Here is a 20,965-nt window from a genome sequence, read left to right on the forward strand (position 1 = left end):
CGCTCAGACCCGCTCGATGATGGTGGCGACGCCCATGCCGACCGCGACGCAGAGCGTCACCAGCGCGGTCTGCTTGTCCTGCCGCTCCAGCTCGTCGAGCACGGTGCCCAGCACCATCGCGCCGGTCGCGCCGAGCGGGTGGCCCATGGCGATGGCGCCGCCATTGACGTTGAGGATGGCGTCGTCGATGTCGAGCGCCTGCTGGTAGCGCAGCACGACCGAGGAGAAGGCCTCGTTCAGCTCGAAGAGGTCGATATCCTTCAGCGTCATCCCGGCCTTCTTCAGCACGCGTTCGGTGACGTCGATCGGGCCGGTCAGCATCAGCGCGAGGTCGGAGCCGACCGTGGCGAAGGCGCGGATGCGGGCGCGCGGCTTCAGGCCGGCGGCCTTGCCGGCCCGCTTCGAGCCGACGAGCACGGCCGCCGCGCCGTCGACGATGCCGGAGGAATTGCCGGCATGGTGGACGTGGTTGATGAACTCGACATCGGGATGCGCCGCCGTCGCGACCGCATCGAAGCCGCCCATCTCGCCCATCTGGACGAAGGACGGCTTCAGGCTCGCGAGCGCCTGCATGTTGGCGTCCGGCCGGATGGTCTCGTCATGGTCGAGGATGGTGAGGCCGTTGACGTCGGTGACCGGGATCACCGAGTTCCGGAAGCGCCCCTCCTTCCAGGCCTGGGCGGCGCGCTGATGCGAGCGCACGGCGAAGGCGTCGACGTCGTCGCGCGAGAAACCGTATTTCGTCGCGATCAGGTCGGCCGAGACGCCCTGCGGCATGAAATAGGTGTCGATGGCGACGGATGGATCGACCGCGATGCCGAAGCCCGAGGCGCCCATGCCGACGCGCGACATCGATTCGACGCCGCCGCCGATCGCCATCTCCTTCTGGCCGGACATGACCTGCGCCGCGGCGAGGTTCACCGCATCGAGGCCGGAGGCGCAGAAACGGTTGATCTGCACGCCGGGCACTTCCTTGCCGTAGCCGGCCTTGAGCGCGACGGTGCGGGCGATGTCGGCGGCGGCCTCGCCGACCGGGTCGACGCAGCCCATCACCACGTCCTCGACCAGGAGCGGATCGAGATTGCTGCGCTCCCTGATCGCGCGCAGCGCCTGCGTGCCGAGCTCGATCGCGGTGACCTCGTGCAGCGAGCCGTCGGCCTTGCCCTTGCCGCGCGGCGTGCGGACGTGGTCGTAGATGAATGCGTCTGCCATGGGGGCCTCCCGTTATGGGCAGTGGGCAATGGGCAGTCGGGGCGCCTCAAGCCGACTGCCGACAGCCTATTGCCGACGACCTCTTGTATCAGAACTGGTCGGCGGCGAGCGCCATGGTGGTGTCGGCGCCCGCGGTGATCCGTGCCAGATGGGCGGCCGTCTCCGGCAAGGTGCGCTCCATGAAGAAGCGCGCCGTCACCAGCTTGGCGTTCATCCGCTCGGTCGCGCCATTGGCGCCGGCCTTCAGCTTCTCCTGCGCCGCGCCGGCCATCTTCGCCCACATATAGCCGAGCGAGACCAGGCCGAGCAGATGCATGAAGTCGGTCGCGCCGGCCCCGGCATTGTCGGGCTTGGCGAGGGCGTTGTTCATGAACCACATCGCCGCCTGCTGGAGATGGCCGAGCGAGAGCTGGAGCGGCCCGAGTAGGGGCTTCAGCCCCTCGTCCTCGGCATGGTCCTTGATGAAGCCGCCGACCTCGTTGAAGAAGGCCATGATGGCGCGGCCGCCGTCGCGGCCGAGCTTGCGGCCGACGAGGTCCATCGCCTGCACGCCGTTGGCGCCCTCGTAGATCATGGCGATGCGGGCATCGCGGACGAACTGCTCGACGCCGGTCTCGGCGATATAGCCATGGCCGCCGAACATCTGCTGCGCCTTCACGGCGTTGTCGAAGCCGATATCGGTGAGCACGCCCTTGAGCACCGGGGTCATCAGGCCGAGCTGGTCGTCGGCCGCCTGGCGCTCGGCCGCATCGCCCGAGCGATGGGCGACATCGGATTTCAGCGCGTTCCAGAGCACGAAGGCGCGGGCCGCCTCGTTGAAGGCCTTGATTGACATCAGCGTGCGGCGCACGTCCGGATGGACGATGATCGGATCGGCCGGCCTGGACGGTTCCTTGGCGCCGGTCAGCGCCCGGCCCTGCAGGCGCTCCTTCGCATAGGCCACCGCGTTCTGATAGGCGACCTCGGACTGGGCGAGGCCCTGGATGGCGACGCCGAGGCGGGCCTCGTTCATCATCACGAACATGGCGTTGAGGCCGCGATTCGCCTCGCCGACCAGCCAGCCCTGCGCGCCGTCGTAGTTCATCACGCAGGTGGCGTTGCCGTGGATGCCCATCTTGTGTTCGATCGAGCCGCAGGTGACGCCGTTATTGGCGCCCACCGAGCCATCCTCGTCGATCCTGTTGCGCGGCACGACGAAGAGCGAGATGCCCTTGGTGCCGGCCGGCGCGCCCTCGATGCGGGCGAGCACGAGATGGATGATGTTCTCGGTGATGTCCTGCTCGCCGGCCGAGATGAAGATCTTGGTGCCGGTGATGGCGTAGGAGCCGTCGCCGTTCGGCACGGCCTTGGTCTTGAGCAGGCCGAGATCGGTGCCGCAATGCGGCTCGGTCAGGTTCATCGTGCCCGACCAGGTGCCGTCGATCATCTTCGGCAGATAGGCCCGCTTCTGCTCCTCCGAGCCATGGACATGGAGCGCGGCGATCGCGCCCATGGTCAGGCCCGGATACATGGCGAAGGCCATGTTGGCCGAGGAGGCATATTCGTTCATCACGGCGCCGAGCGTGTAGGGCAGGCCCTGCCCGCCATATTCAGGGTCCATGGCGAGGCCGATCCAGCCGCCGCCGGCATAGGCTTCATAAGCTTCCTTGAACCCCTTCGGCGTGGTCACGCTGCCATCGGGGTTGCGGGTGCAGCCCTCCTGGTCGCCGGAATAATTGAGGGGCTGGAGGATTTCCTCGCAAAGCTTGGCGCCCTCGCCGAGCACGGCCTCAACCACATCCGCGCTGGCATCGGCGAAGCCCGGCAGGTTGTTGTAGCGCGCGATGCTGAAAACGTCGTTGAGCAGGAAAAGCGTATCGTCGACGGGCGCCTTGTAGACCGGCATCGTGGTCCTCCCTCACGTCGCAGGGCGGCATCCGTCGGGGTGCCGCCGCAAGATAGTTCATATATAAACAATCTTGGCCGACTTGCAATGGCCTTGCCCAGCCGCAAGGCCGCCGCCGCAATGTGGGCGCCGCGCTCCGGCCGGTCCATGGCCCGCCATGAAAAAACCCCGGTGGAGCCGGGGTTTCGGGAAAGCCGGGACAGGCCGGCCGGGAAAGGGGGCGGAGGAAGCCGGGCTCAGGCCGGCCCCAGCCGGCCCAGGGCGTCCTCCAGCTCCTTGATGGCGTCTTCGATCTCGGTGCGCTGGCTGCGCAGCAGATCTAGCTGCTCGACGATCTGCTCGCGCGACAGGTGGAGGCCGCCGACCGCCGCCGACTTGTCCGCGGAAGCCGCCTTCTTGTCCTCGTTGGCGAGCATGGCGCGGATCTCGACCAGGGTGAAGCCGAGCTGCTTGCCCTTGAGGATCAGCGCCAGGCGGGCGCGGTCGCGGGCCGAATAGATGCGGGTCATGCCCGAGCGCGCCGGGGCGATCAGCCCGCGGGATTCGTAGAAGCGCAGGGTGCGCAGCGTCACGCCGAAATCGCGGGCGAGATCGCTGATGGTGAAGCCGGCGTCGGATTCTCCGGCCGGGTCTGTGTCCGCACGGGTCTCAGGAATCGAGGAACCCGCCAAAGCCGTGCTGTGGCGCGACATGCGTTCAATCCTTGAAGAAAGAGGGATCGCTCCGCCGACTCATACTGGCAGCGTCGCCGATGCTTGAGCCGCCATGATGCGGCATGCCCTCTCCTAGCGTCAGGTAATATCCGCCCGGCGCGGGGTAAGTTACGGTTAAATGTGCCCAAATGACGCATCGCCCGGCGCCTCTTCGCGGAAAATTAACGGGTGAGGCGGAATTCTTAACCCGGTGTTTACCATGCCGGCGAAATCTCGGAGGCGCGGACCGGTCCCGTGACCTCGTCAACCTTCCTTTCACGGATCGCCGGATCGCGCGGTGGCTGCGGTGCGCAGGGAGCCGCCCTGCCGCGAGACAAGGCCCTGGAGGCGAGCACGAAGATGGCGAACAGCTTGCCCTGGAGCGTCAAGGGCGTCGATCCGAGAACCCGCGATGCGGCGAAGGCGGCAGCCCGCCGCGCCGGCATGACGCTGGGCGCGTGGCTCGACCACAAGATCCGCGACGCGCATGAGGACGCCTTCGAGGCCGAGGCGCCGGCAGCACCGCCGGAGCAGCTCGACATCGCGGCGCTGTCCGAGCGCCTCGCCCAGCTTTCGCAGGGCAAGACCGACACGGCGCCCCGCATCGTCCGCCAGACCCCTTCCCGCTCGGAGATCGACGCGCTGGTGCGCCAGGCCGCCACCGCCGAGAAGCTGACGCGCGAGACCAGCGCACGCACTGCGGGCGCGCTCGACTCGATCGCCCGCTGGATCGAGCAGACCGAGGATCGCCTCGCCTCCGGCGAGCGGGCCGCCGCCGAACGCCAGGAGCGGGCCACCAGCGTCATCGCGGAAGCGATCAAGACGATGGGCGAGCGCATCGTCGAAATCGAGCGCCGCGCCGGCGAAACCCGGCAGCCGGCCGCCGGCGAACGCTCCCCCCGGCTGGCCTTCAGCCGCGACGGGCTCGCCGCGGCCGTCACCGACATCCGCTCGCGCCAGCGCCTGCTCGACCGCGACGAGGACGAACCGGCACCGACCGAGCCCTCCTCCCAGGAGCGCATCTCGGCGCTGCGCGCGGATCTGCGCGAGCTCGGCGCCCGGCTCTCGCCCGAGGCGCGACGCGGCGCGGCGCAGCAGCGGCCGGCCGCGCCCTTCGCCGCGGAGCGCGCCGCATCGCTGGAAAGCAAGATCGCCGCCCTCGGCGAGCGCCTCGACAAGCTCTCCGGCCGCGACCATTTCGAACCGATCCTGAAGCCGCTCGCCCGGCTCGAGGCCGAGGTCTCCCGCCTGTCGCGCGATCGTGCCCAGGGCGACCACCCGCGTCTCCAGCACGACATCGCCGAGCTGGCCGCCAGGGTCGACGCCCTCGCCTCCGGCGGCGCCGGTGTCGATCTGGCGCCGCTGGCGCGCGACATGGCCGAGCTGCGCGGCCTCTTCGCGCAGAAGGACGGCGACCACCGGCTGGAGGAGCTGTCGCAGCAGATCGCCATGCTCGGCTTCGAGATCGGCCGCCTGCGCGAGACCCAGCCCGACATGCGCGAGATGCGCAGCCTCTCCGCCGCCATCGACGACATCCGCGGCAGCCTGCTTTCGAGCCGGCCGCGCGATTTCGAGGCCGCGCCCCTGGCCGCGCTCGCCGAGCAGATCGACAGGCTGTCGCAGAAGTTCGACGAGGTCGCGACGCAGCGCCCCGCCGACCAGCTCGACCGGCGCATCGACCTGCTCCAGCAGCATGTCGAGCAGCTCGCCGCGCAGAGCCCGGCCGCCGTCATCCGCCAGATCGAAACGCTGGCCGAGCGGATCGAGAGCATCGCCGCCTCGAGCGAATTCGCCCGCATGGCCGAAACCCGCGAAGCTTCCGCCGACCTGCGCCCGATCGAGGACATGCTGCGCCATCTCGCCGACAAGATCGACGAGGCCGGCACGCCGGGCGCGAATTCCGATTCCTTCGAGGCGCTGGAGCAGCAGATCGCCGGCATCGCCGCGAGGCTCGACGAGGCCGCCGCGACGCGCAGCGCCGAAAGCGGCCTCGAGCGCACCTTGCAGGACCTCGTCGTGCATCTGCGCTCGATGCGGGACGAAACCGCCGCCGAGCGGGCCGCGCTGGCCCAGGGCAAGGGTTCGCCCGCGCCGGGCAAGGGCATCACCGAGCTGTCGAGCCTGGTCTCCGGCCTGCGCGACACGCAGATCTCGTCCGAGCGCCAGACCCAGGACGCGCTCGGCGCGCTCAACCAGACGCTTGAGGCGATCATGGGCCGCCTCGCCAATCTCGAAGGCGAGCTGCTGGGCGAGCGCAAGCCGGCGGCGGGACGCTCCGCCACCGCGCGCACCCTCGAAGCGGCGATGCGCCCGGAGCCGGCACAGTCGACGGCCGCGCAGCCGCGCGAGCCGGACCTCGCCATGCCGGGCCGCCCGGGCCCGGCCGGCGGCGCGGCCAGGCGCACCGAGCCGAGCCTCGCCCTGCCGGCCTCGGCCTTCGACCTGCCGCTAGAGCCCGGCTCCGGCCGCCCGCGGCCGGAGGCCGCCGCGCCGAGCCCGGACGCGCAATCGGTGCGCCAGAGCCTGATCGCCGCCGCGCGCCGCTCGGCCAAGGCCGCGAGCGAGGCCGCGGCCGCGCCCGCGCCCACGGCCGAACCCGCCGCCAAGAGCCCGAACCGCCTGCGCGAGATCATGGAGAAGCGCAAGCGGCCGCTGCTGCTCGGCCTCGCCGCCCTGATCCTGGCGCTCGGCACCGCCCAGGTGGTGACCACCACGCTGCGCAAGGACACCAGGACGGTCAGCAACCAGAGCCGCGGCCTGGCCGCGCCCGCCGCGACCCCCTCGGAAGCGCCTGCCCCGGCGCCGGCCGAGCCGGTGCCGGCCAAGGACCGGTCCTCGGCCGCGTCGCCCGCCTCCGGCTCAGCCCCCTCCGGCACGGCCACGGCCGGAAACGGCGAGGCCGCATCCTTCGCCACTCCCTCCACCGCCGCGAACCTGCCCTCGCTGGAGGCGCCGCAGGCGGCTCCGGAGACCGCCACGGCCCCCGAGCCGGTCCAGCCGGTGACCGGCCTCGGCGAGCTGCCGGCCGGGCTCGGCAGCGCCGGGCTGCGCAAGGCGGCGCTCGACGGCGATGCGCGCGCCGTCTACGAGCTGGCGAGCCGCGCCGCCGACGGTCCCGTCGGAAGCCGCGACCCCAAGCTGGCGCTGCGCCTGTTCGAGCGCGCCGCCGTCGCCGGGCTCGCCCCGGCGCAGTTCCGCCTCGGCAACATGTTCGAGAAGGGCGTCGGAGCGCCGCGCGACATCGCGCTCGCGCGGATCTGGTACCAGCGCGCCGCCGAGCGCGGCAACGCCAAGGCGATGCACAACCTCGCCGTGCTTTCGGCCGAGGGCGCGGCCGGCAAGCCGGACTACGCCACGGCGACCGCCTGGTTCGCCAAGGCGGCGGAGCTCGGCGTGCGCGACAGCCAGTACAACCTCGCCGTCCTGCTCGGGCGCGGCCTCGGCGCCCCGACCGACCTGGCGCAGTCCTATGTCTGGTTCACCGTCGCGGCGGGCCAGGGCGACGAGGACGCCGCCCGCAAGCGCGACGAGGTCGCCCAGCGCCTCAAGCCCGACGAGCTCGCCGCCGCCAAGGCCCGCGCCGCCGAGTGGAAGCCGAAGCCGCTCGACGCCGCCGCCAACGAGGTCGCGCCGCCCCCGAAGGGCTGGGATGCCGGCCCCACCGCCGCGGCGGCGAAACCCGGCAAGCCGTCGCGCAGCTAGAGCATCGGCCCGAAGAGCGGAACGCGGTTGTCCGGGGCGAGCCGCCGCAGGATCGACGAGCCGGCGGATCTGACCGGATACGATGTTCAGCCCGATACGCCGGGCTCCGCCGATACGTCATGCTTCCGACGTATCGGCGCGGCAGGAAGATGAATCGTCTCCGGAGACGGGCCGCGCGAGCGCCCGTCTTCTCTTTTCGACAGTTCGCCTTAACCCGGCTAGCCTAGAATCAGCGGCGCCCAGGGACCGCCCGGGCGCCGTCCGTGAGGGAAAGACGTGCAGATCTACCTGCCGATTGCCGAGCTTCCGATCAGCGTGCTGATGGTGCTGGGCCTGAGCGGCGCGGTCGGGTTCATCTCCGGGCTGTTCGGCGTCGGCGGCGGCTTTTTGCTGACGCCGCTGCTGATCTTCCTCGACATTCCCCCGGCGGTGGCGGTCGCCACCGTCGCGGCGCAGGTCGCCGGCTCCTCGATGACCGGCGTGCTGACCTATCTGCGGCGCAGGGCGCTCGACCTCAAGCTCGGCGGCGTGCTGGTCTCCGGCGGCATCGTCGGCACCGTGCTCGGCGTGCTGTTCTTCAACGCGATGAGGCGGCTCGGACAGCTCGAGCTGGTCATCACCCTGTCCTATGTCACGCTGTTCTCGATCATCGGCGGGCTGATGCTCTACGACGCGCTCAGGGCGATGCTGCGCGTGCGGGCGGGCAAGCCGGCCCGGCGCAGGCGGCGCGGCGGCATGCATCCCTGGTGGATGGGCCTGCCCTTCCGGCAGCGCTTTCCGCGCTCCGGCCTGTATTGCAGCGTGATCCCGATCGCGCTGCTCGCCGTCGTCATCGGCTTCATCGGCGCGGTGCTCGGCGTCGGCGGCGGCTTCATCCTGGTGCCGGGGCTGATCTATTTCTTCCGCATCCCGCCGGCGGTCGTCGTCGGCACCTCGCTCTTCCAGATCCTGGTGACGATGACGGGCGCGACGCTGCTGCACGCCGTCACCAACCAGTCCGTCGACATCATCCTCGCCACCCTGCTCCTGCTCGGCGGCGTCATCGGCGCGCAGTTCGGCGGCAGGGCGGCGCGCAACCTCAACGTCGAATCCTTCCGGCTGCTGCTCGCCCTGCTGATCCTCTCGGTCGGCCTGCGCTTCGCGATCGAGCTGTTCTTGGCGCCGAGCGAGCCCTTCTCCGTGGTCGTGCCGGAGAGCGCGCGATGAGACGGCTCCCGCATCTCGCCGCCCTGCTGCTCCTGCTCCTCCCCGCGGGGATCGCCGCCGGCCGGGCCGAGACGCTGATCGCGGCGATGTCGAGCCACCAGATCCAGATCACCTCCAACTATACCGGCAGCCAGCTCACCGTCTTCGGCCAGGTCGAGCGCGACGGGCGCAGCGTCTCGCGCGGGGACCCCTACGACATCGTCGTCACGGTGCGCGGCCCGCGCCGCATGCTGCTGGTGCGCCAGAAGGAACGGCTCGGGCCGATCTGGATCAACGCCACCCAGCGCCGCTTCCCGGAAAACCCGGTCTTCCTGCTCGTCGCGAGCAGCCGGCCGATCGCCGAGATGATGAGCCCGGAGACGGCCCGGCGCGACCGCGTCGGCCTGCTCAACGCCGAACGCACCTCGCAGGGCTGGTACGACGACAGCGCCTCGACCACCCTGTTCCGCGAAAGCCTGGTGCGGATCATGCAGGGAAAGGGCCTCTACGCCTATGAGGAGCGGGGCGTGACCTTCCTCTCCAGCGCGCTGTTCAGCGCGCCCATCGACGTGCCGGCGACGGCGCCGACCGGCTCCTACACCGTCGACGTGGTGCTCTATGCCGGCGGCGTGCCGCTGGCGCGCCAGCAGACCAATTTCGAGGTGATCAAGACCGGCACGGAACAGCGCCTCGCCTCCGGCGCCTATGACTGGCCCTGGCTCTACGGGCTGGTCACGGTCCTGCTCGCGCTGTTCTTCGGCTGGGGCGCGAGCGTCGTCTTCCGGCGGGACTGAGCGGCCGCGCCGGCTCAGCCGAGAAGGGCGGAATAGGGCAGGAAGGGCCGGATCTCGCCCGCCTCCGCCAGCGGCCGCTCCTCCGCGATCTCGACCAGCCCGTCCGACTGCGCCAGCGAAGCGAGCGAGCCCGCCCCCTCGCCGGGATGCCGCCGGGCGAGCGCAACCCCGTCCGCCGCGGGCGCGACCGAGACGCGCAGATATTCGCGCCGCCCGGGCTTGCTGCGATGCGCGAAGCCAAGCCGCACCGGCACCGGCAGAAGCGGCGCGCAGGCCGTCCCGGCCAGCCGCGCCAGCAGCGGGCGCGCCACCACCGCGAAGGTGACGAAGACCGCAACCGGATTGCCCGGCAGGCCGAGGAAAGGCGTGCCCGCCACCGCGCCGAAGGCGACCGGCTTGCCCGGCTTGATCGCGACGCGCCAGAAATCGAGCGTCCCGAGCGCCGTCAGCGCGGCCCTGACATGGTCCTCCTCCCCGACCGAGACGCCGCCGGAGGTCATCACGAGATCGCAGTCGCGCGCCGCCTCGCCGAGCCGGGCGGCCAGGCTGTCGCGCTCGTCGCGCAGGATGCCGAGATCGCGAGTCTCGATGCCGGCGCGCGCCAGCAGGGCGCGCAGCAACGCCCTGTTCGCGTCGTAGATCCCGGCCGGCGGCAGGGGGCGGCCGGGCTCGGTCAGCTCGTCGCCGGTGGAGAACAGTGCCACGCGCGGGCGCCGCCGCACCGCGACGCGCGCGAGCCCGAGCGCCGCCAGCAGGGCGAGATCCTGCGGACGCAGGCGGTGCCCGTCCGCGAGCACGCGCTCGCCTTGGGCGACATCCTCGCCCGCCGGCCTGAGATTGGCGCCACGGCGCAAGCCCGGCGGCAGCGCCACGACGGCGCCGTCGCAGGTCACGTCCTCCTGCATCACCACGGTGTCGGCTCCCGGCGGAATCGGCGCGCCGGTGAAGATGCGCAGGGCGCCGCGGCCGAGCGGCGCGTTCGCCGCCTCGCCGGCCGTGACCCGGCCGAGCAGCGGCAGGCGGGTCTCGGCAGCCGCCGCCAGATCGTCGAAGCGCAGCGCATAGCCGTCGACGGCCGAATTGGCGAAGGGCGGCAGCGGCATCCCGGCGACGATGTCGCCGGCCAGCACCCGCCCGTCGGCCTCGGCCAGCGGCAGCGTCTCCACGCCGGCGACCGGAGCGGCCAGCGAAGCCGCGCGCCGGCCGGCCTCGTCGACCGTCATCATCGCCCGGCCCGGGCCGATGCCCTTCAGGCGCGCCATCGCGGCTCCCGCTGCCCTCGACCGTCCGCTGCCATCGCAATCCGCCTCTCCGGCAGCCGCGGCCGATGCCGCAGCCCCTGCGCTTTCTCCCTTGCCAGGCGCCGGCCGGTCAAGCCGCGGCGACGAGGCAGGTTGCCCCGGCCCGGACAGCCATCATATGAAGCATGACGACCTCAACGACCCGACCGGGCGCGACCATGGACACGATTGCGCTCGATCTGCGCGGCCTGAAATGCCCCCTGCCCGTGCTGCATGTGCGCAAGGCGCTCGGCACGGCGGCGGCCGGCAGCCTGATCGTCGTCCGCTGCACCGACCCGATGGCGGCGATCGACCTGCCGAACCTGGCGCGCGAGACCGGCGACGCGATCGAGCAGCGGGCCGGCGAAGGCCGCACGCTGGTCTTCCACATCCGCAAGGCGGCCTGAGACGGCCGCGCAACGTACGGAGTCTTCCGAGGTGAGCCTTTCCCAAGCCGACATCCTGCGGGCGCTCGAACTGGTGAAGCTGCCGGCGAGCGGGCAATCGCTCGCGGCGTCGGGCCGTGTCGCGGACATCCTGATCGACGGCGGCAAGGTGATCTTCGCCATCGGCATCGACGCGACCGAGGCCCATGCGATGGAGCCGGTGCGCAGGGCGGCGGAAAGCGCGGTCGGCGGGCTGCCCGGCGTCACGCAGGTGCTGGTCGGCCTGACCGCCGACAAGGCGCCGGCCTCCGCCGGGATGCAGGCGCGCCAGCAGGCGCATCGCCCCGGCGGCGCGCCGCCGAAGCCCGCGGGCGTGCCCGGCGTGAGGCAGATCATCGCGGTCGCGAGCGGCAAGGGCGGCGTCGGCAAGTCGACCACCGCCGCCAATCTCGCCGTCGCCCTGGCGACGCTCGGGCTCAAGGTCGGCGTGCTCGACTCCGACATCTACGGCCCCTCCATGCCGAAGATCTTCGGCATCGCCGGCAAGCCGCAGATCGTCTCGGGCCGGACGCTGGCGCCGATGGAGGCCTATGGCCTCAAGGTGATGTCGATCGGCTTCCTCGTCGACGAGGAGACGCCGATGATCTGGCGCGGGCCGATGGTGATCTCGGCGATCACGCAGATGCTGCGCGAGGTCGCCTGGGGCGATCTCGACGTGCTCGTGGTCGACATGCCGCCCGGCACCGGCGATGCCCAGCTCACCATGGCCCAGCAGGTGCCGCTCGCCGGCGCGGTCATCGTCTCGACGCCGCAGGACCTCGCCCTGCTCGACGCGCGCCGCGGCGTGGCCATGTTCCGCAAGGTCGCGGTGCCGATCCTCGGCCTGGTCGAGAACATGAGCTATTTCATCTGCCCGGAATGCGGGCACCGCTCCGACATCTTCGCCCATGGCGGGGCGCGGCACGAGGCGGAGCGGCTCGGCGTGCCCTTCCTCGGCGAGATCCCGCTCGCCATGCCGATCCGCGAGACCTCCGACGGCGGCCGGCCGATCGTCGCCAGCGAGCCGCAAAGCGCCCATGCCAAGGCCTATCTGGCGCTCGCCCGGCAGGTGCAGGCCTCGCTCGGCGGCGCGACGCGGGCGGCGCCGCGCATCGTGATCGAGTAGAGCGCCGAGCGCCGCAGCGTGCCTCCGTGAACATGGAGCAGCCTCGAGAGCACCGGCCGCCGGCGTCGAAAGGCGCTTGACGGCGCGGGCTTTATGTTCTTCCTTTGTTCTAAACGCGAGCAGTGGAGGGCATGCGATGGCCGTCTTCCCCACCCGGCATATCAGCATCGGCATCGCCCGGCCGGCCGAGGAGGTCTACGCCTTCCTCGCCGACCCCGCGCATTTCCCGCAATGGGCCGAAGGGCTCGGCCACAGCTTCGTCCATGTCGAGGGCATGACCTGGCAGGCGGAGACGCCGATGGGGCGGATGCGGGTGCTGTTCAGCGAGCCGAACAACCATGGCGTCCTCGACCATGCCGTGATCCCCGATGGCGGCCCGGCCATGCACAACCCGATGCGCGTCGTCGCCAATGGCGACGGCGCCGAGGTGATCTTCACCCTGTTCCAGCGCCCCGGCATGTCCGACGACGAGATGGCCGCCGATGCCGGCATGGTGGCGCGCGACCTCGCGGCGCTGAAGGCGCTGCTGGAGGGCGGAGGTCGTTAGAGCCTGTCGATTCTGTTCAGAAAGACGCGGTCATCCCGGGCTTGACCCGGGATCCGTGCCCTAGATCATCGCGCGTCCTTTCGGACGCGGTAACGATGATCTATCTTATTGTTAGTGCATCGGATTTTTCCGAAAAGTGGATTCCACTTTTCGGTCCGATGCGCTAGCCTGTCCGGCAAAGGCATGGATCCCGGATCTCCGCGGCGTTTATCCTCGGGCCGATCGAAGATCGGACCCGGGCGCTGCGTCCGGGAGGACCCGAACTCGGCTTTCGCTAACGCAGTCGCCGCAGAAGGCCATCCGCCTCGGCCAGTTCCTCCGGCGTGTTGATGTTGAAGAAGGGGTCTACCGGCTCGGCCGGCCATTCGGCGACGGCCACGCCATGCTTTTCGGTCCATCGGCCGAGCCGGCGCTCGCCCGAGGCCAGGGCGGCGCGCAGATCGTGCCGCAATTCGACCGGCCAGAGGCCGATGGCGTGATGCCGCCGCCCGGCGGAGGCGGCGCAGGCCAGCGCCGTCCCGGCCGCGGCGCGGGCGGCATGCAGGCGGGCGACCAGATCGTTCGGGGCGAAAGGCGTGTCGGCGGCGACGCTGACGAGCCAGCCGGCGCCCGGCCGCGCGGCGGCGAGCCAGTCCAGCCCGGCGAGGATGCCCGCGAGCGGCCCGGCGAAGCCCGGCACCGTATCGGCCAGCACCGGCAGGCCGTAGGCGGCGAAGCGGGCGGGATCGCCATTGGCGTTGATCAGCAGGCCGTCGCACTGCCCGCGCAGCCGCTCCACGACATGGGCGAGGATCGGCCGGCCGGCCAGCATCCGGAGCGGCTTGTCGCCGCCGCCCATGCGGCGGGAGAGGCCGCCGGCGAGGACGAGGCCCGGCGTCGCCGCCGGCACGGCGCCGCTCATCGCGGCACGCCGGCAGCGGGCGACCGCGCGGCGGGGGTTGCGGCGCGGTCAGGCCGCAAGGCGCGTCGCATCGATGACCCAGCGCTCGACGGTGTCGGCATCGGCGGCGAGCTCGGCCCAGTCCTCGCCGACGAAGGCGCGCCAGGCCGGAAGGAAATCCAGCCGGACCGCGAGCAGGACCGGCAGCCCCGCCATCACCGCCTTCGCGATCTCGTCGCGCAGGCCCTCGCCCAGGGCCTCCTGCTTGCCGAACTTGTTGACGACGACGAGATCGGCGCGCTCGGCGAGCGCGCCGGCAAAGGCGGAAGCGGCGGCGGCCAGCCCGGCGGCGTCGAGCCGGCATCCCTCGGCGGCGGGGCCGAGATCCTGGCTGATCGGAAAGCGGGCGCCGCTGGCGAGATCCTCGAGCGACATCGCCATGCAGCGGTCGGCGCATTCGGCATCGTTGTGCTGGATCACCCCGCCGAGCCTGAGGCCGCGCCGCCGCAGCCGCGCGACGACGCCGTGCATGAAGGCGTCGATGCTGAAATCGCTCGCATAGGGAATGGCGGCCAGGCGGGTCATCGGCGAATCATCTCACGAAGCCGCGGCAGGTGCCAGCGTTCCGCGCGAGGATCGGCTCCTGGCGAGATGCCGGCCGAGTGTTGCCGCGCACCTACAGCCGGGCCCGGAGTCTGCCGCTAGGGTGGCGGCGGCTCAATCCGGGCGGCCGGGCTGGCCAGAGGCCCGTCATCGATCCGGAACGCATGAACCGACCTTCTCCCCCCACCCAGCTCGACCCGGCCGCGGACGCCGCCCGGCTGCTGCGGCGCATCGGCTTCGCCACGCTCGTCCTGGTCCTGCCTCTGGCGGCGCTGGTCTCGCGCCGCGCCGCCGTGGTGCTGGTGCCGATCGGGATCAGCCTGCTGATCATCGCGGCCCTGGTGGAGGAGCCGGGCCAGTTCCTCGCCGCGCTCAAGGCGGCCCTGCTCAGCCGCCCCGGCCTGATCCTGCTCGGGCTGATCGCCTGGTCGGTGCTCTCGCTGGTCTGGAGTCCCTTTCCGGGCACGGCGGCGGAGAAGGCGGGGAATCTGGCGCTCGCCGTCGCCCTCGGCTTCGTCGGGCTTGCCGCGTTGCCGGAGCGGATGCGCGCCTCCAACCTCAACCTCGCCGCGCTGGGCACCGGCATCGCCGGCGTCTTCGCGCTCGGGCTGATCGTCGTCGCGGCGCTGCGCCATGCGGATGCGCCCCAGGGCGCCGTCGAGCGCGGCGTTTCGATCATCCTCATCATGGCCTGGCCCGCCCTGGCCTGGCTGCTCTCGCGCGAGCGCGGGATGACCGCGCTCGGGCTCGCCCTGGTCGTCGGGCTGCTGGCGCTGACCCGCTTCGAGGACGGCGAGACGATGGCGATGATCTTCGGCGCGGTCGCCTTCGGGGCGGTCACCGCCAGCCGCGACGGGGCGACCCGGGCCATCGCCGCCATCGTCGCCGGGCTGATGCTGTTCGCGCCGCTGCTGCCCTTCCTGCTGGCGCCGCTCGTCTCGCTCCTGCCGGACGGCTCCAGCGACTTCGCGCAGATGCTGTCGATCTGGGCCGACGTCATCCGGCAGTCGCCGGTCGAGCTGGTCACCGGCCACGGCCTCGACACCGTGCTGCGCGGCCAGATGACGGGCGTGCTGCCGCAGCCGGCCCCGGCGACGCTGCTGTTCGAGACCTGGTACGAGCTCGGGCTGGTCGGCGCCGCCACGGCCGCCGCCTGCCTGTATTTCGCGATCAGGGCGGCGGGGCGGATGCCGGGCGCCCTCTCGGCCGGCGGCGTCGCGGCGTTCACCACCGCCTTCGCGCTCGGCACCTTCGGCTTCGCGCCGCTGCTGCCCTGGTGGCTGATGACGCTGACCGCCGTGGTGCTGATCTTCGGCGCGATCGCGCGCGGACAGTACCGGACCGACCGACCGGCGGTGCCGCTGCCGACGCGGCATGCCAGCCCTGCCCGCCCCAGGGCGGGGACGCCTCCGGCCTCCGGCTCCTAGAGCATCTAGCTCTTTGATTCTGCATCGGCTTTTCCCGAAAACCGCCTTCCACTTTTCGGGCCGATGCTCTGGAATCTCGAATCGGCCTGGGCCTACGGGCTCGGCGCCGCGACCAGCTTGAGCTTGGGCATGTTGGAGACGTCGACGGGGATGTCGTAGGCCTCCTTCATCGCATAGCTGAGCGTCTGGTCGTAGAGCGGCAGGTAGATCAGCTCGCCCCGGAGCTTCTGCCAGAGTTCGGCGATGATCGCGTCGCGCCGCCCCCGGTCGATCTCGCGCGACAGCCTGTCGATCATCTCGTCGGTCTGCGGGTCGCTGTAGCCGGTCGCGTTGTAGAAGCCGCGCAGCCGGTCGCGGGTGTGGTAGAGCGCCGAGAAGACCTGCTCGCTGTCATAGGTCGGCGCGCCCCAGCCGGCGAGGAAGAAGTCGGGGCCCGGCGTCCGCAGCAGCGCCCGGGACAGTTCGGCCTGCGGCCAGGCGACGACGGTGACGCGCACCCCGACCCGGCCCAGCATCCAGGCCACGGCGTGGCAGGTCTCCTCGCCGAAGACATAGCGGTCGTTCGGGCAATAGAGCGTGGTGGAGAAGCCCTTCGGATAGCCGGCCTCGGCGAGAAGCCGCCTCGCCCGCTCCGGGGCGAAGGGCGGCGGCGTGTCGAGCTCGCGGGTCCAGCCATTGACGAGGGGCGGGATCACGACGCCGCTCGGCAGGGCCTCCCCGCGCATGACCATACGCTGGATCTGGTCGCGATCGATGGCAAGGTCCAGGGCGCGCCTGACGCGGATATCGGCGAAGGGATTGCGCCCGCCCGCCTCCGTCGCCCGCAAGCGCGGCGAGGCCAGGTCGAAACCCAGGAAGATCGCGCGGTTCTCGACGCCGGAGGTGACCGTCAGCCCCGGCTGGGCGCGCAGGCGCGGCAGCTCCTGGATCGGCACGTCCTGCAGGAAGTCGACGGTGCCGGCGAGCAGCGCGGCGATGCGCGCGCCTGCCTGCGGGATCGGCAGATAGGTCAGCTCGGCGAGGCCGAGCGGGACATGGCCGCGATTCCAGTAGCCGTCGTTGCGCCGCAGCTCGGTCCTGACGCGCGGCTGGCGCGACACCAGCATGAAGGCGCCGGTGCCGTTGGCGTGGGCATTGGCGAAAGAGGCGCCGGAGGCCGGCTCCTCCGGGACGAGCGCGGCTCCATGCCGCTCCGTCCAGGCCCGGCTCATGATGAAGATCGTCGGCGTGCTCTCGATGAAGGCGGGGTTGGGTCCGCGCGTGATCACGCGCACGGTGAGCTCGTCGCGCTTCTCCACCGCGACCACTGTGGCGAGATGGTCGCGGAAGCCGGAGTTCCGCTGCATCGCGCGCCGGTAGGAAAAGACGACGTCGTCCGCCGAAAACCGGCTCCCGTCCTGGAAGAAGACGTCGCCGCGCAGCCTGAACTCCCAGACCCGCGGATCTTCCGGCAGCATGCGCCAGGAAACGGCGAGCAACGGGCCGAGCCGCCCGGTGCGGTCCCGCTCGGTGAGGCCTTCATAGATGTTCTGGATCAGGGCGACGGTCGGCCCTTCGTCGACCGCGTGCGGGTCGAGCGTCAGCGCGTCGCTCGAGCGCGCCCAGACGAAAGCCTGCGCCGCGGCCGGGGCGAGAAGGGCCAGCCACGCAGACACAAGGGCGGCAGCCAATCCGCGCGGCATCTCCCCTCCTCTGCTGTGTCGGCAACGCGGCAAGGCCCCTGCCGTTCCAGGCCCCGCCGCAGCCGGCTCAGCGCGACAGCTCCGCGATGAGCCGGCGCACGAAGCGCGTCCCGGCCTCGAGCTGCTCGATCGCGAGGAATTCGTCGGGCTGATGCGCCTGGGCGATGTCGCCGGGACCGCAGACCACCGTCGACCAGCCCGCCTGCTGGAACAGGCCGCCCTCGGTGCCATAGGCGACGACGTGCCGGCCGTTGTCGCCGGTCAGCCGGCGGCAGAGCGCCTCGGCCGCGCCCGCCTCCTCCGGCCCCATCGCCGCCGTTTCGGAGGTGACCTCGATGTCGATGCCGCTCTGCGGCGCGATCGCCTGCATCGCCGCCTCGCATTCGGCCGCCTTCGCCCGGTAGCGGGCCTGGTAGTCGTCGAGCGATTCGCCGGGAATGCCGCGCACCTCATGCGTGAAGCTGCAGCGCTCCGCCGTGATGTTGACCGCCGAGCCGCCGGCGATCTCGCCGACATGCAGCGTCGAATAGGGCGGCTCGAAGAGGCTCTCCGCCGCCGCCCGCGCCCTGTTCTCGGCCATGGTGGCGGTGTGCCAGTGAACCAGCTCGCCCGCGACCATCACCGCCGGCACGCCGATGTCGACGCGGCTCGAATGCACCGCATAGCCGCGCACCGTGGTGCGCATGCGCAGCACGCCCTTGTGCCCGGTGACGACCTGCATCATCGAGGGCTCGCCGACGATCACCGCCGAGGGCTTCAGCCCATGCTGCTGCATCGCGGCGATCATGACCCGCGCGCCGCGGCAGCCGACCTCCTCGTCGTAGGAGAGCGCGATATGGATCGGCCGGGTCAGCGGCGCCGCCAGCATCTCCGGCACCAAGGCGAGCGCGATCGCGTCGAAGCCCTTCATGTCGCAGGCGCCGCGGCCGTAGAGCCGGCCGTCGCGCTCGGTCAGCGTCCAGGGGTCGGAGGTCCAGCTCTGGCCCGCGACGGGCACCACGTCGGTATGGCCGGAGAGGATGACGCCGCCGTCGCGCTGCGGGCCGATCGTCGCATAGAGATTGGCCTTCTCCCCGTCGGGGCTGGGGACCAGCCGGCTCTCGACGCCGAGCGAGGCCAGATAGTCCCGGCAGTAATGGATCAGGTCGAGATTGCTGCGCTGCGATTCCGTATTGAACGAAACCAGCCTGGCCAGCATCTCTCTCGGCGTCATCGTCACGGCATCTCTCCCTCGGAACGTTCGCATCAGGCCCGGTAGCGGGACGCCGCCGGGCCGCGAGGCTCCCGCATCCCGCCGCAGGCAGATTCCGTGCCGGCAGGCTAGAGGCTGAGCCCGGCCGCGGACAAGCCCGGTCGCGGCGGGTTCTTGACGCATGCCCCCGCCGCACGCTCTCGTATCGCCCGAACCCGGGCAGACGAACAGGACCGCGCGACCATGGATTTCGACGTCACCCTCGCCAATGTGCAGGCCGCCGCGACGCGCATCGCCGGCAAGGTGCGGCGCACGCCGACCTACCACAGCGCCGGCCTCTCGGCCCGGCTCGGGGTCGAGACCTGGATCAAGCTGGAAGGCCTGCAGCTCGCCGGCTCCTTCAAGGTGCGCGGCTGCTACAACCGCCTGACGGGGCTGAGCGAGGCGGAGCTGAGGCGCGGCGTCGTCACCGTCTCCGGCGGCAACCACGCCATCGCCGTCTCGCTGGTCGCCCGGGCAATGGGTACCCGCGCGCTGGTGCTGATGCCGCAGGCGACGCCGGCGCTCAACATCCGCCTGACGCAGGAGGCCGGCGGCGAGGTCGCGCTCTGCGCGGATTCGCTCGCCGCCTTCGCCAGGGCCGAGGAATACGAGCGGCAGGGCATGGTCCATGTCCATTCCTATGACGACCCGGCGATCATCGCCGGGCACGGCACGCTCGGGCTCGAGCTCGCCGGCGATGCCGGCGGCCGTCTCGACCATGTCTTCGTCGCGATCGGCGGCGGCGGTTTCGCGGCCGGCGTCGGCACGGCGCTGAAGGGGCTCGACCCGGCCGTCCGGCTGCACGGGGTCGAGACCGAAGGCGCGACGACGATGACGCAGGCGCTGGAGGCCGGCAGGCCGGTGCCGATCCGCCCAAGCTCGATCGCGCGCACGCTCGGCGCCCCCTTCGCCACCGAGCGGACCATGGCCGCCGCCCGGCAGCTCCTGTCGGAGATCGTCGTGGTGCCGGACGCCGAGGCGGTGCGGGAACTGGTCTGGCTGCTGCAGAACGAGCGCGTCCTGGTCGAGCCCGCCGCGGCCTGCGTCGTCGCGGCGGCGCTGGCGCGGAAGGACAGCTTCCAGCCCGGAGAGCGCATCGGCCTCGTGCTCTGCGGCTCGAATGTCGCTCTGGAGGAGGTGGCGCGCTGGCGCGGCGAATTCGCGGTCTAGGGCATCGGACCGGATATCGTATCCAGTCCGATGCTCCGGCTCCTCGATCCTGCATCGGCTTTTCCCGAAAACCGCGCGCCGCTTTTCGGGCCGATACCCTAGCCGCGCCGGCGCTCGGGCTCTAGAAACCGCCGCATGAGCGACCATGCCGTTCCAACGTTGCAGACGCAGCGCCTGATTCTGCGGCCGCTGGCCGAAGCCGATTTTCCCGCCTATGCCGCCTTCATGGCCTCGCCGCGATCGGCGGCGATGGGCGGCCCGTTCCCGCTGCGCCAGGCCTGGGGCATGTTCTGCCACGATGTCGCCTGCTGGGCGCTCTTCGGGCATGGCGCGCTGATGGTGACGCTGCGCGCGGACGGCGCCTGCATCGGACAGGTCGGCATCAATGACGGCCCGCTCTTTCCCGAGAAGGAGCTCGGCTGGCTGCTCTATGACGGCCATGAGGGGCATGGCTACGCCACAGAGGCGGCCGGCGCCCTGCGGGACTGGGCGGTCCGGACGCTGAGGCCCGCCAGCCTGGTGAGCTATGTCGCCCGGGGCAACGCCGCCTCGGCCGCGGTGGCGGAGCGGCTGGGCGCGCGGCCCGACGCCGACGCCGAAAGGCCCGATCCCGAGGATCTGGTCTTCCGGCATCCGCTGGCCGCCGCGCCGCGCTGAGGCGGGCCGAGGTTGCGTCAGCCGCCATTGCGGGCGAGGCGCGCATAGCGGCCGCGCTTGCGGGCCGCGGCATAGCGGCTGCGCTTGTGACCGTGCCAATAGGCCTCGCGCGCGCCGACATCGGCATGGACGAGGCCGTTCGAATAGGTCCCGACGCCGCCGACGGCCGCGAGAGAGCGGGCCGCGGCGGCGGCCTTGCGCGGCGAGGTCGCGAGCGGCCGGAAATCGATGGCGCGTCCGAGATAATGTTGCGAATGCCGGGCGTGGCGCCCGCCGCAGGTCGAGGTGATCTGGATCGGGCCGATCTTGGCGACGAGCTCGGTGATCATCGAGCGGGTCTCGGGCTTGAGGCAGTTCAGGCCTTTCACCTGCGGCTGGAAGGAGACTTTCTGGATCGGCTCGTCGGCCAGGGCGGCAGCAGGCAAGAGCGCGGACAGGCACGCAAGCAACATTAATCGACGCAT

The 20,965-nt window shown here is 71.4% G+C and carries 18 protein-coding genes; 9 read left to right on the plus strand and 9 right to left on the minus strand.

Annotated features, from left to right (window positions below; all coding sequences use genetic code 11):
• Positions 1-3 precede the first annotated feature (3 nt).
• The 3 genes from ACWH43_RS17675 to ACWH43_RS17685 all read right to left on the minus strand — a co-directional run bounded on the left by ACWH43_RS17675 (position 4) and on the right by ACWH43_RS17685 (position 3,789).
• A complete protein-coding gene (locus ACWH43_RS17675; RefSeq protein ID WP_158444085.1) occupies positions 4-1,212 on the minus strand; it encodes an acetyl-CoA C-acetyltransferase in 1,209 nt (402 codons plus the stop codon).
• A gap of 88 nt (positions 1,213-1,300) precedes the next feature.
• A complete protein-coding gene (locus ACWH43_RS17680; protein ID WP_158444084.1) occupies positions 1,301-3,097 on the minus strand; it encodes an acyl-CoA dehydrogenase C-terminal domain-containing protein in 1,797 nt (598 codons plus the stop codon).
• A gap of 236 nt (positions 3,098-3,333) precedes the next feature.
• Positions 3,334-3,789: a MerR family transcriptional regulator gene (locus ACWH43_RS17685; protein WP_158444083.1), complete on the minus strand. Its 456-nt coding sequence runs from the start codon at positions 3,787-3,789 to the stop codon at positions 3,334-3,336.
• A 360-nt stretch (positions 3,790-4,149) separates the two neighbouring features.
• Here ACWH43_RS17685 and ACWH43_RS17690 point away from each other — a divergent pair, with 360 nt between their 5' ends.
• From ACWH43_RS17690 to ACWH43_RS17700, 3 genes are all read left to right on the plus strand, one after another.
• Entirely contained in the window at positions 4,150-7,491 is a 3,342-nt protein-coding gene (locus ACWH43_RS17690) for an SEL1-like repeat protein (RefSeq protein WP_158448204.1), read from the plus strand.
• Positions 7,492-7,767: 276 nt separating this feature from the next.
• The gene (locus ACWH43_RS17695; RefSeq protein ID WP_158446829.1) at positions 7,768-8,697 is read left to right on the plus strand and encodes a sulfite exporter TauE/SafE family protein; all 930 of its coding nucleotides are present in this window, start codon (positions 7,768-7,770) and stop codon (positions 8,695-8,697) included.
• On the plus strand, positions 8,694-9,470 hold the full coding sequence (locus tag ACWH43_RS17700; protein WP_158446830.1) for a TIGR02186 family protein: 777 nt from the start codon (positions 8,694-8,696) through the stop codon (positions 9,468-9,470). The genes ACWH43_RS17695 and ACWH43_RS17700 overlap by 4 nt, the downstream gene beginning before the upstream one ends.
• 14 nt (positions 9,471-9,484) lie before the next feature.
• Here ACWH43_RS17700 and ACWH43_RS17705 read toward each other — a convergent pair whose 3' ends face one another.
• Positions 9,485-10,732: a molybdopterin molybdotransferase MoeA gene (locus tag ACWH43_RS17705; RefSeq protein WP_375797002.1), complete on the minus strand. Its 1,248-nt coding sequence runs from the start codon at positions 10,730-10,732 to the stop codon at positions 9,485-9,487.
• Between the two features lie 197 nt (positions 10,733-10,929).
• On the opposite strand from ACWH43_RS17705, the gene ACWH43_RS17710 reads away from it, so the two are divergent.
• From ACWH43_RS17710 to ACWH43_RS17720, 3 genes are all read left to right on the plus strand, one after another.
• On the plus strand, positions 10,930-11,157 hold the full coding sequence (locus ACWH43_RS17710) for a sulfurtransferase TusA family protein (protein WP_158446875.1): 228 nt from the start codon (positions 10,930-10,932) through the stop codon (positions 11,155-11,157).
• A gap of 31 nt (positions 11,158-11,188) precedes the next feature.
• The gene (locus tag ACWH43_RS17715) at positions 11,189-12,301 is read left to right on the plus strand and encodes an Mrp/NBP35 family ATP-binding protein (protein WP_158446876.1); all 1,113 of its coding nucleotides are present in this window, start codon (positions 11,189-11,191) and stop codon (positions 12,299-12,301) included.
• A gap of 136 nt (positions 12,302-12,437) precedes the next feature.
• A complete protein-coding gene (locus ACWH43_RS17720; protein WP_158446877.1) occupies positions 12,438-12,848 on the plus strand; it encodes an SRPBCC family protein in 411 nt (136 codons plus the stop codon).
• Between the two features lie 274 nt (positions 12,849-13,122).
• Here the strand turns inward: ACWH43_RS17720 and mobA are convergent, their stop codons facing one another.
• Both mobA and ACWH43_RS17730 read right to left on the minus strand, forming a co-directional pair.
• Positions 13,123-13,749 carry a molybdenum cofactor guanylyltransferase MobA gene (mobA, locus tag ACWH43_RS17725; protein ID WP_158448149.1) on the minus strand — a complete coding sequence of 209 codons (627 nt, stop codon included), beginning with the start codon at positions 13,747-13,749 and terminating at the stop codon, positions 13,123-13,125.
• A 48-nt stretch (positions 13,750-13,797) separates the two neighbouring features.
• Positions 13,798-14,313 (minus strand): DUF2478 domain-containing protein, encoded by a 516-nt coding sequence (locus ACWH43_RS17730; protein ID WP_158444569.1) that lies wholly within the window; start codon positions 14,311-14,313, stop codon positions 13,798-13,800.
• A 182-nt stretch (positions 14,314-14,495) separates the two neighbouring features.
• Here ACWH43_RS17730 and ACWH43_RS17735 point away from each other — a divergent pair, with 182 nt between their 5' ends.
• Positions 14,496-15,758 carry a peptide ABC transporter permease gene (locus ACWH43_RS17735; protein WP_158444568.1) on the plus strand — a complete coding sequence of 421 codons (1,263 nt, stop codon included), beginning with the start codon at positions 14,496-14,498 and terminating at the stop codon, positions 15,756-15,758.
• Between the two features lie 92 nt (positions 15,759-15,850).
• Here the strand turns inward: ACWH43_RS17735 and ACWH43_RS17740 are convergent, their stop codons facing one another.
• Both ACWH43_RS17740 and argE read right to left on the minus strand, forming a co-directional pair.
• Positions 15,851-17,440, minus strand: a complete 1,590-nt coding sequence (locus tag ACWH43_RS17740) for an ABC transporter substrate-binding protein (protein ID WP_158444567.1) — start codon at positions 17,438-17,440, stop codon at positions 15,851-15,853.
• A 67-nt stretch (positions 17,441-17,507) separates the two neighbouring features.
• Entirely contained in the window at positions 17,508-18,653 is a 1,146-nt protein-coding gene (gene argE / locus ACWH43_RS17745) for an acetylornithine deacetylase (protein ID WP_260348166.1), read from the minus strand.
• A 222-nt stretch (positions 18,654-18,875) separates the two neighbouring features.
• Between argE and ACWH43_RS17750 the strand changes: the two genes are divergently transcribed.
• Together ACWH43_RS17750 and ACWH43_RS17755 are read left to right on the plus strand one after the other, a co-directional pair.
• The gene (locus ACWH43_RS17750) at positions 18,876-19,844 is read left to right on the plus strand and encodes a threonine ammonia-lyase (protein WP_448153566.1); all 969 of its coding nucleotides are present in this window, start codon (positions 18,876-18,878) and stop codon (positions 19,842-19,844) included.
• 135 nt (positions 19,845-19,979) lie between these two features.
• Complete coding sequence (locus tag ACWH43_RS17755; protein WP_158444564.1) at positions 19,980-20,501, plus strand: GNAT family N-acetyltransferase; 522 nt, start codon at positions 19,980-19,982, stop codon at positions 20,499-20,501.
• Positions 20,502-20,518: 17 nt separating this feature from the next.
• Here ACWH43_RS17755 and ACWH43_RS17760 read toward each other — a convergent pair whose 3' ends face one another.
• The gene (locus tag ACWH43_RS17760) at positions 20,519-20,926 is read right to left on the minus strand and encodes a DUF882 domain-containing protein (protein ID WP_260348107.1); all 408 of its coding nucleotides are present in this window, start codon (positions 20,924-20,926) and stop codon (positions 20,519-20,521) included.
• Between the last annotated feature and the right edge of the window lie 39 nt (positions 20,927-20,965).

This window comes from Allobosea minatitlanensis (assembly GCF_964020775.1).

Bases quoted from the DNA above. Each gene is read 5' to 3' on its own strand.
- ACWH43_RS17675 (WP_158444085.1), bottom strand. From the start codon at position 1,212: ATGGCAGACGCATTCATCTACGACCACGTCCGCACGCCGCGCGGCAAG.
- ACWH43_RS17680 (WP_158444084.1), bottom strand. From the start codon at position 3,097: ATGCCGGTCTACAAGGCGCCCGTCGACGATACGCTTTTCCTGCTCAAC.
- ACWH43_RS17685 (WP_158444083.1), bottom strand. From the start codon at position 3,789: ATGTCGCGCCACAGCACGGCTTTGGCGGGTTCCTCGATTCCTGAGACC.
- ACWH43_RS17690 (WP_158448204.1), top strand. From the start codon at position 4,150: ATGGCGAACAGCTTGCCCTGGAGCGTCAAGGGCGTCGATCCGAGAACC.
- ACWH43_RS17700 (WP_158446830.1), top strand. From the start codon at position 8,694: ATGAGACGGCTCCCGCATCTCGCCGCCCTGCTGCTCCTGCTCCTCCCC.
- ACWH43_RS17705 (WP_375797002.1), bottom strand. From the start codon at position 10,732: ATGGCGCGCCTGAAGGGCATCGGCCCGGGCCGGGCGATGATGACGGTC.
- ACWH43_RS17710 (WP_158446875.1), top strand. From the start codon at position 10,930: ATGGACACGATTGCGCTCGATCTGCGCGGCCTGAAATGCCCCCTGCCC.
- ACWH43_RS17720 (WP_158446877.1), top strand. From the start codon at position 12,438: ATGGCCGTCTTCCCCACCCGGCATATCAGCATCGGCATCGCCCGGCCG.
- mobA (WP_158448149.1), bottom strand. From the start codon at position 13,749: ATGAGCGGCGCCGTGCCGGCGGCGACGCCGGGCCTCGTCCTCGCCGGC.
- ACWH43_RS17730 (WP_158444569.1), bottom strand. From the start codon at position 14,313: ATGACCCGCCTGGCCGCCATTCCCTATGCGAGCGATTTCAGCATCGAC.
- ACWH43_RS17735 (WP_158444568.1), top strand. From the start codon at position 14,496: ATGAACCGACCTTCTCCCCCCACCCAGCTCGACCCGGCCGCGGACGCC.
- ACWH43_RS17740 (WP_158444567.1), bottom strand. From the start codon at position 17,440: ATGCCGCGCGGATTGGCTGCCGCCCTTGTGTCTGCGTGGCTGGCCCTT.
- argE (WP_260348166.1), bottom strand. From the start codon at position 18,653: ATGACGCCGAGAGAGATGCTGGCCAGGCTGGTTTCGTTCAATACGGAA.
- ACWH43_RS17750 (WP_448153566.1), top strand. From the start codon at position 18,876: ATGGATTTCGACGTCACCCTCGCCAATGTGCAGGCCGCCGCGACGCGC.
- ACWH43_RS17755 (WP_158444564.1), top strand. From the start codon at position 19,980: ATGAGCGACCATGCCGTTCCAACGTTGCAGACGCAGCGCCTGATTCTG.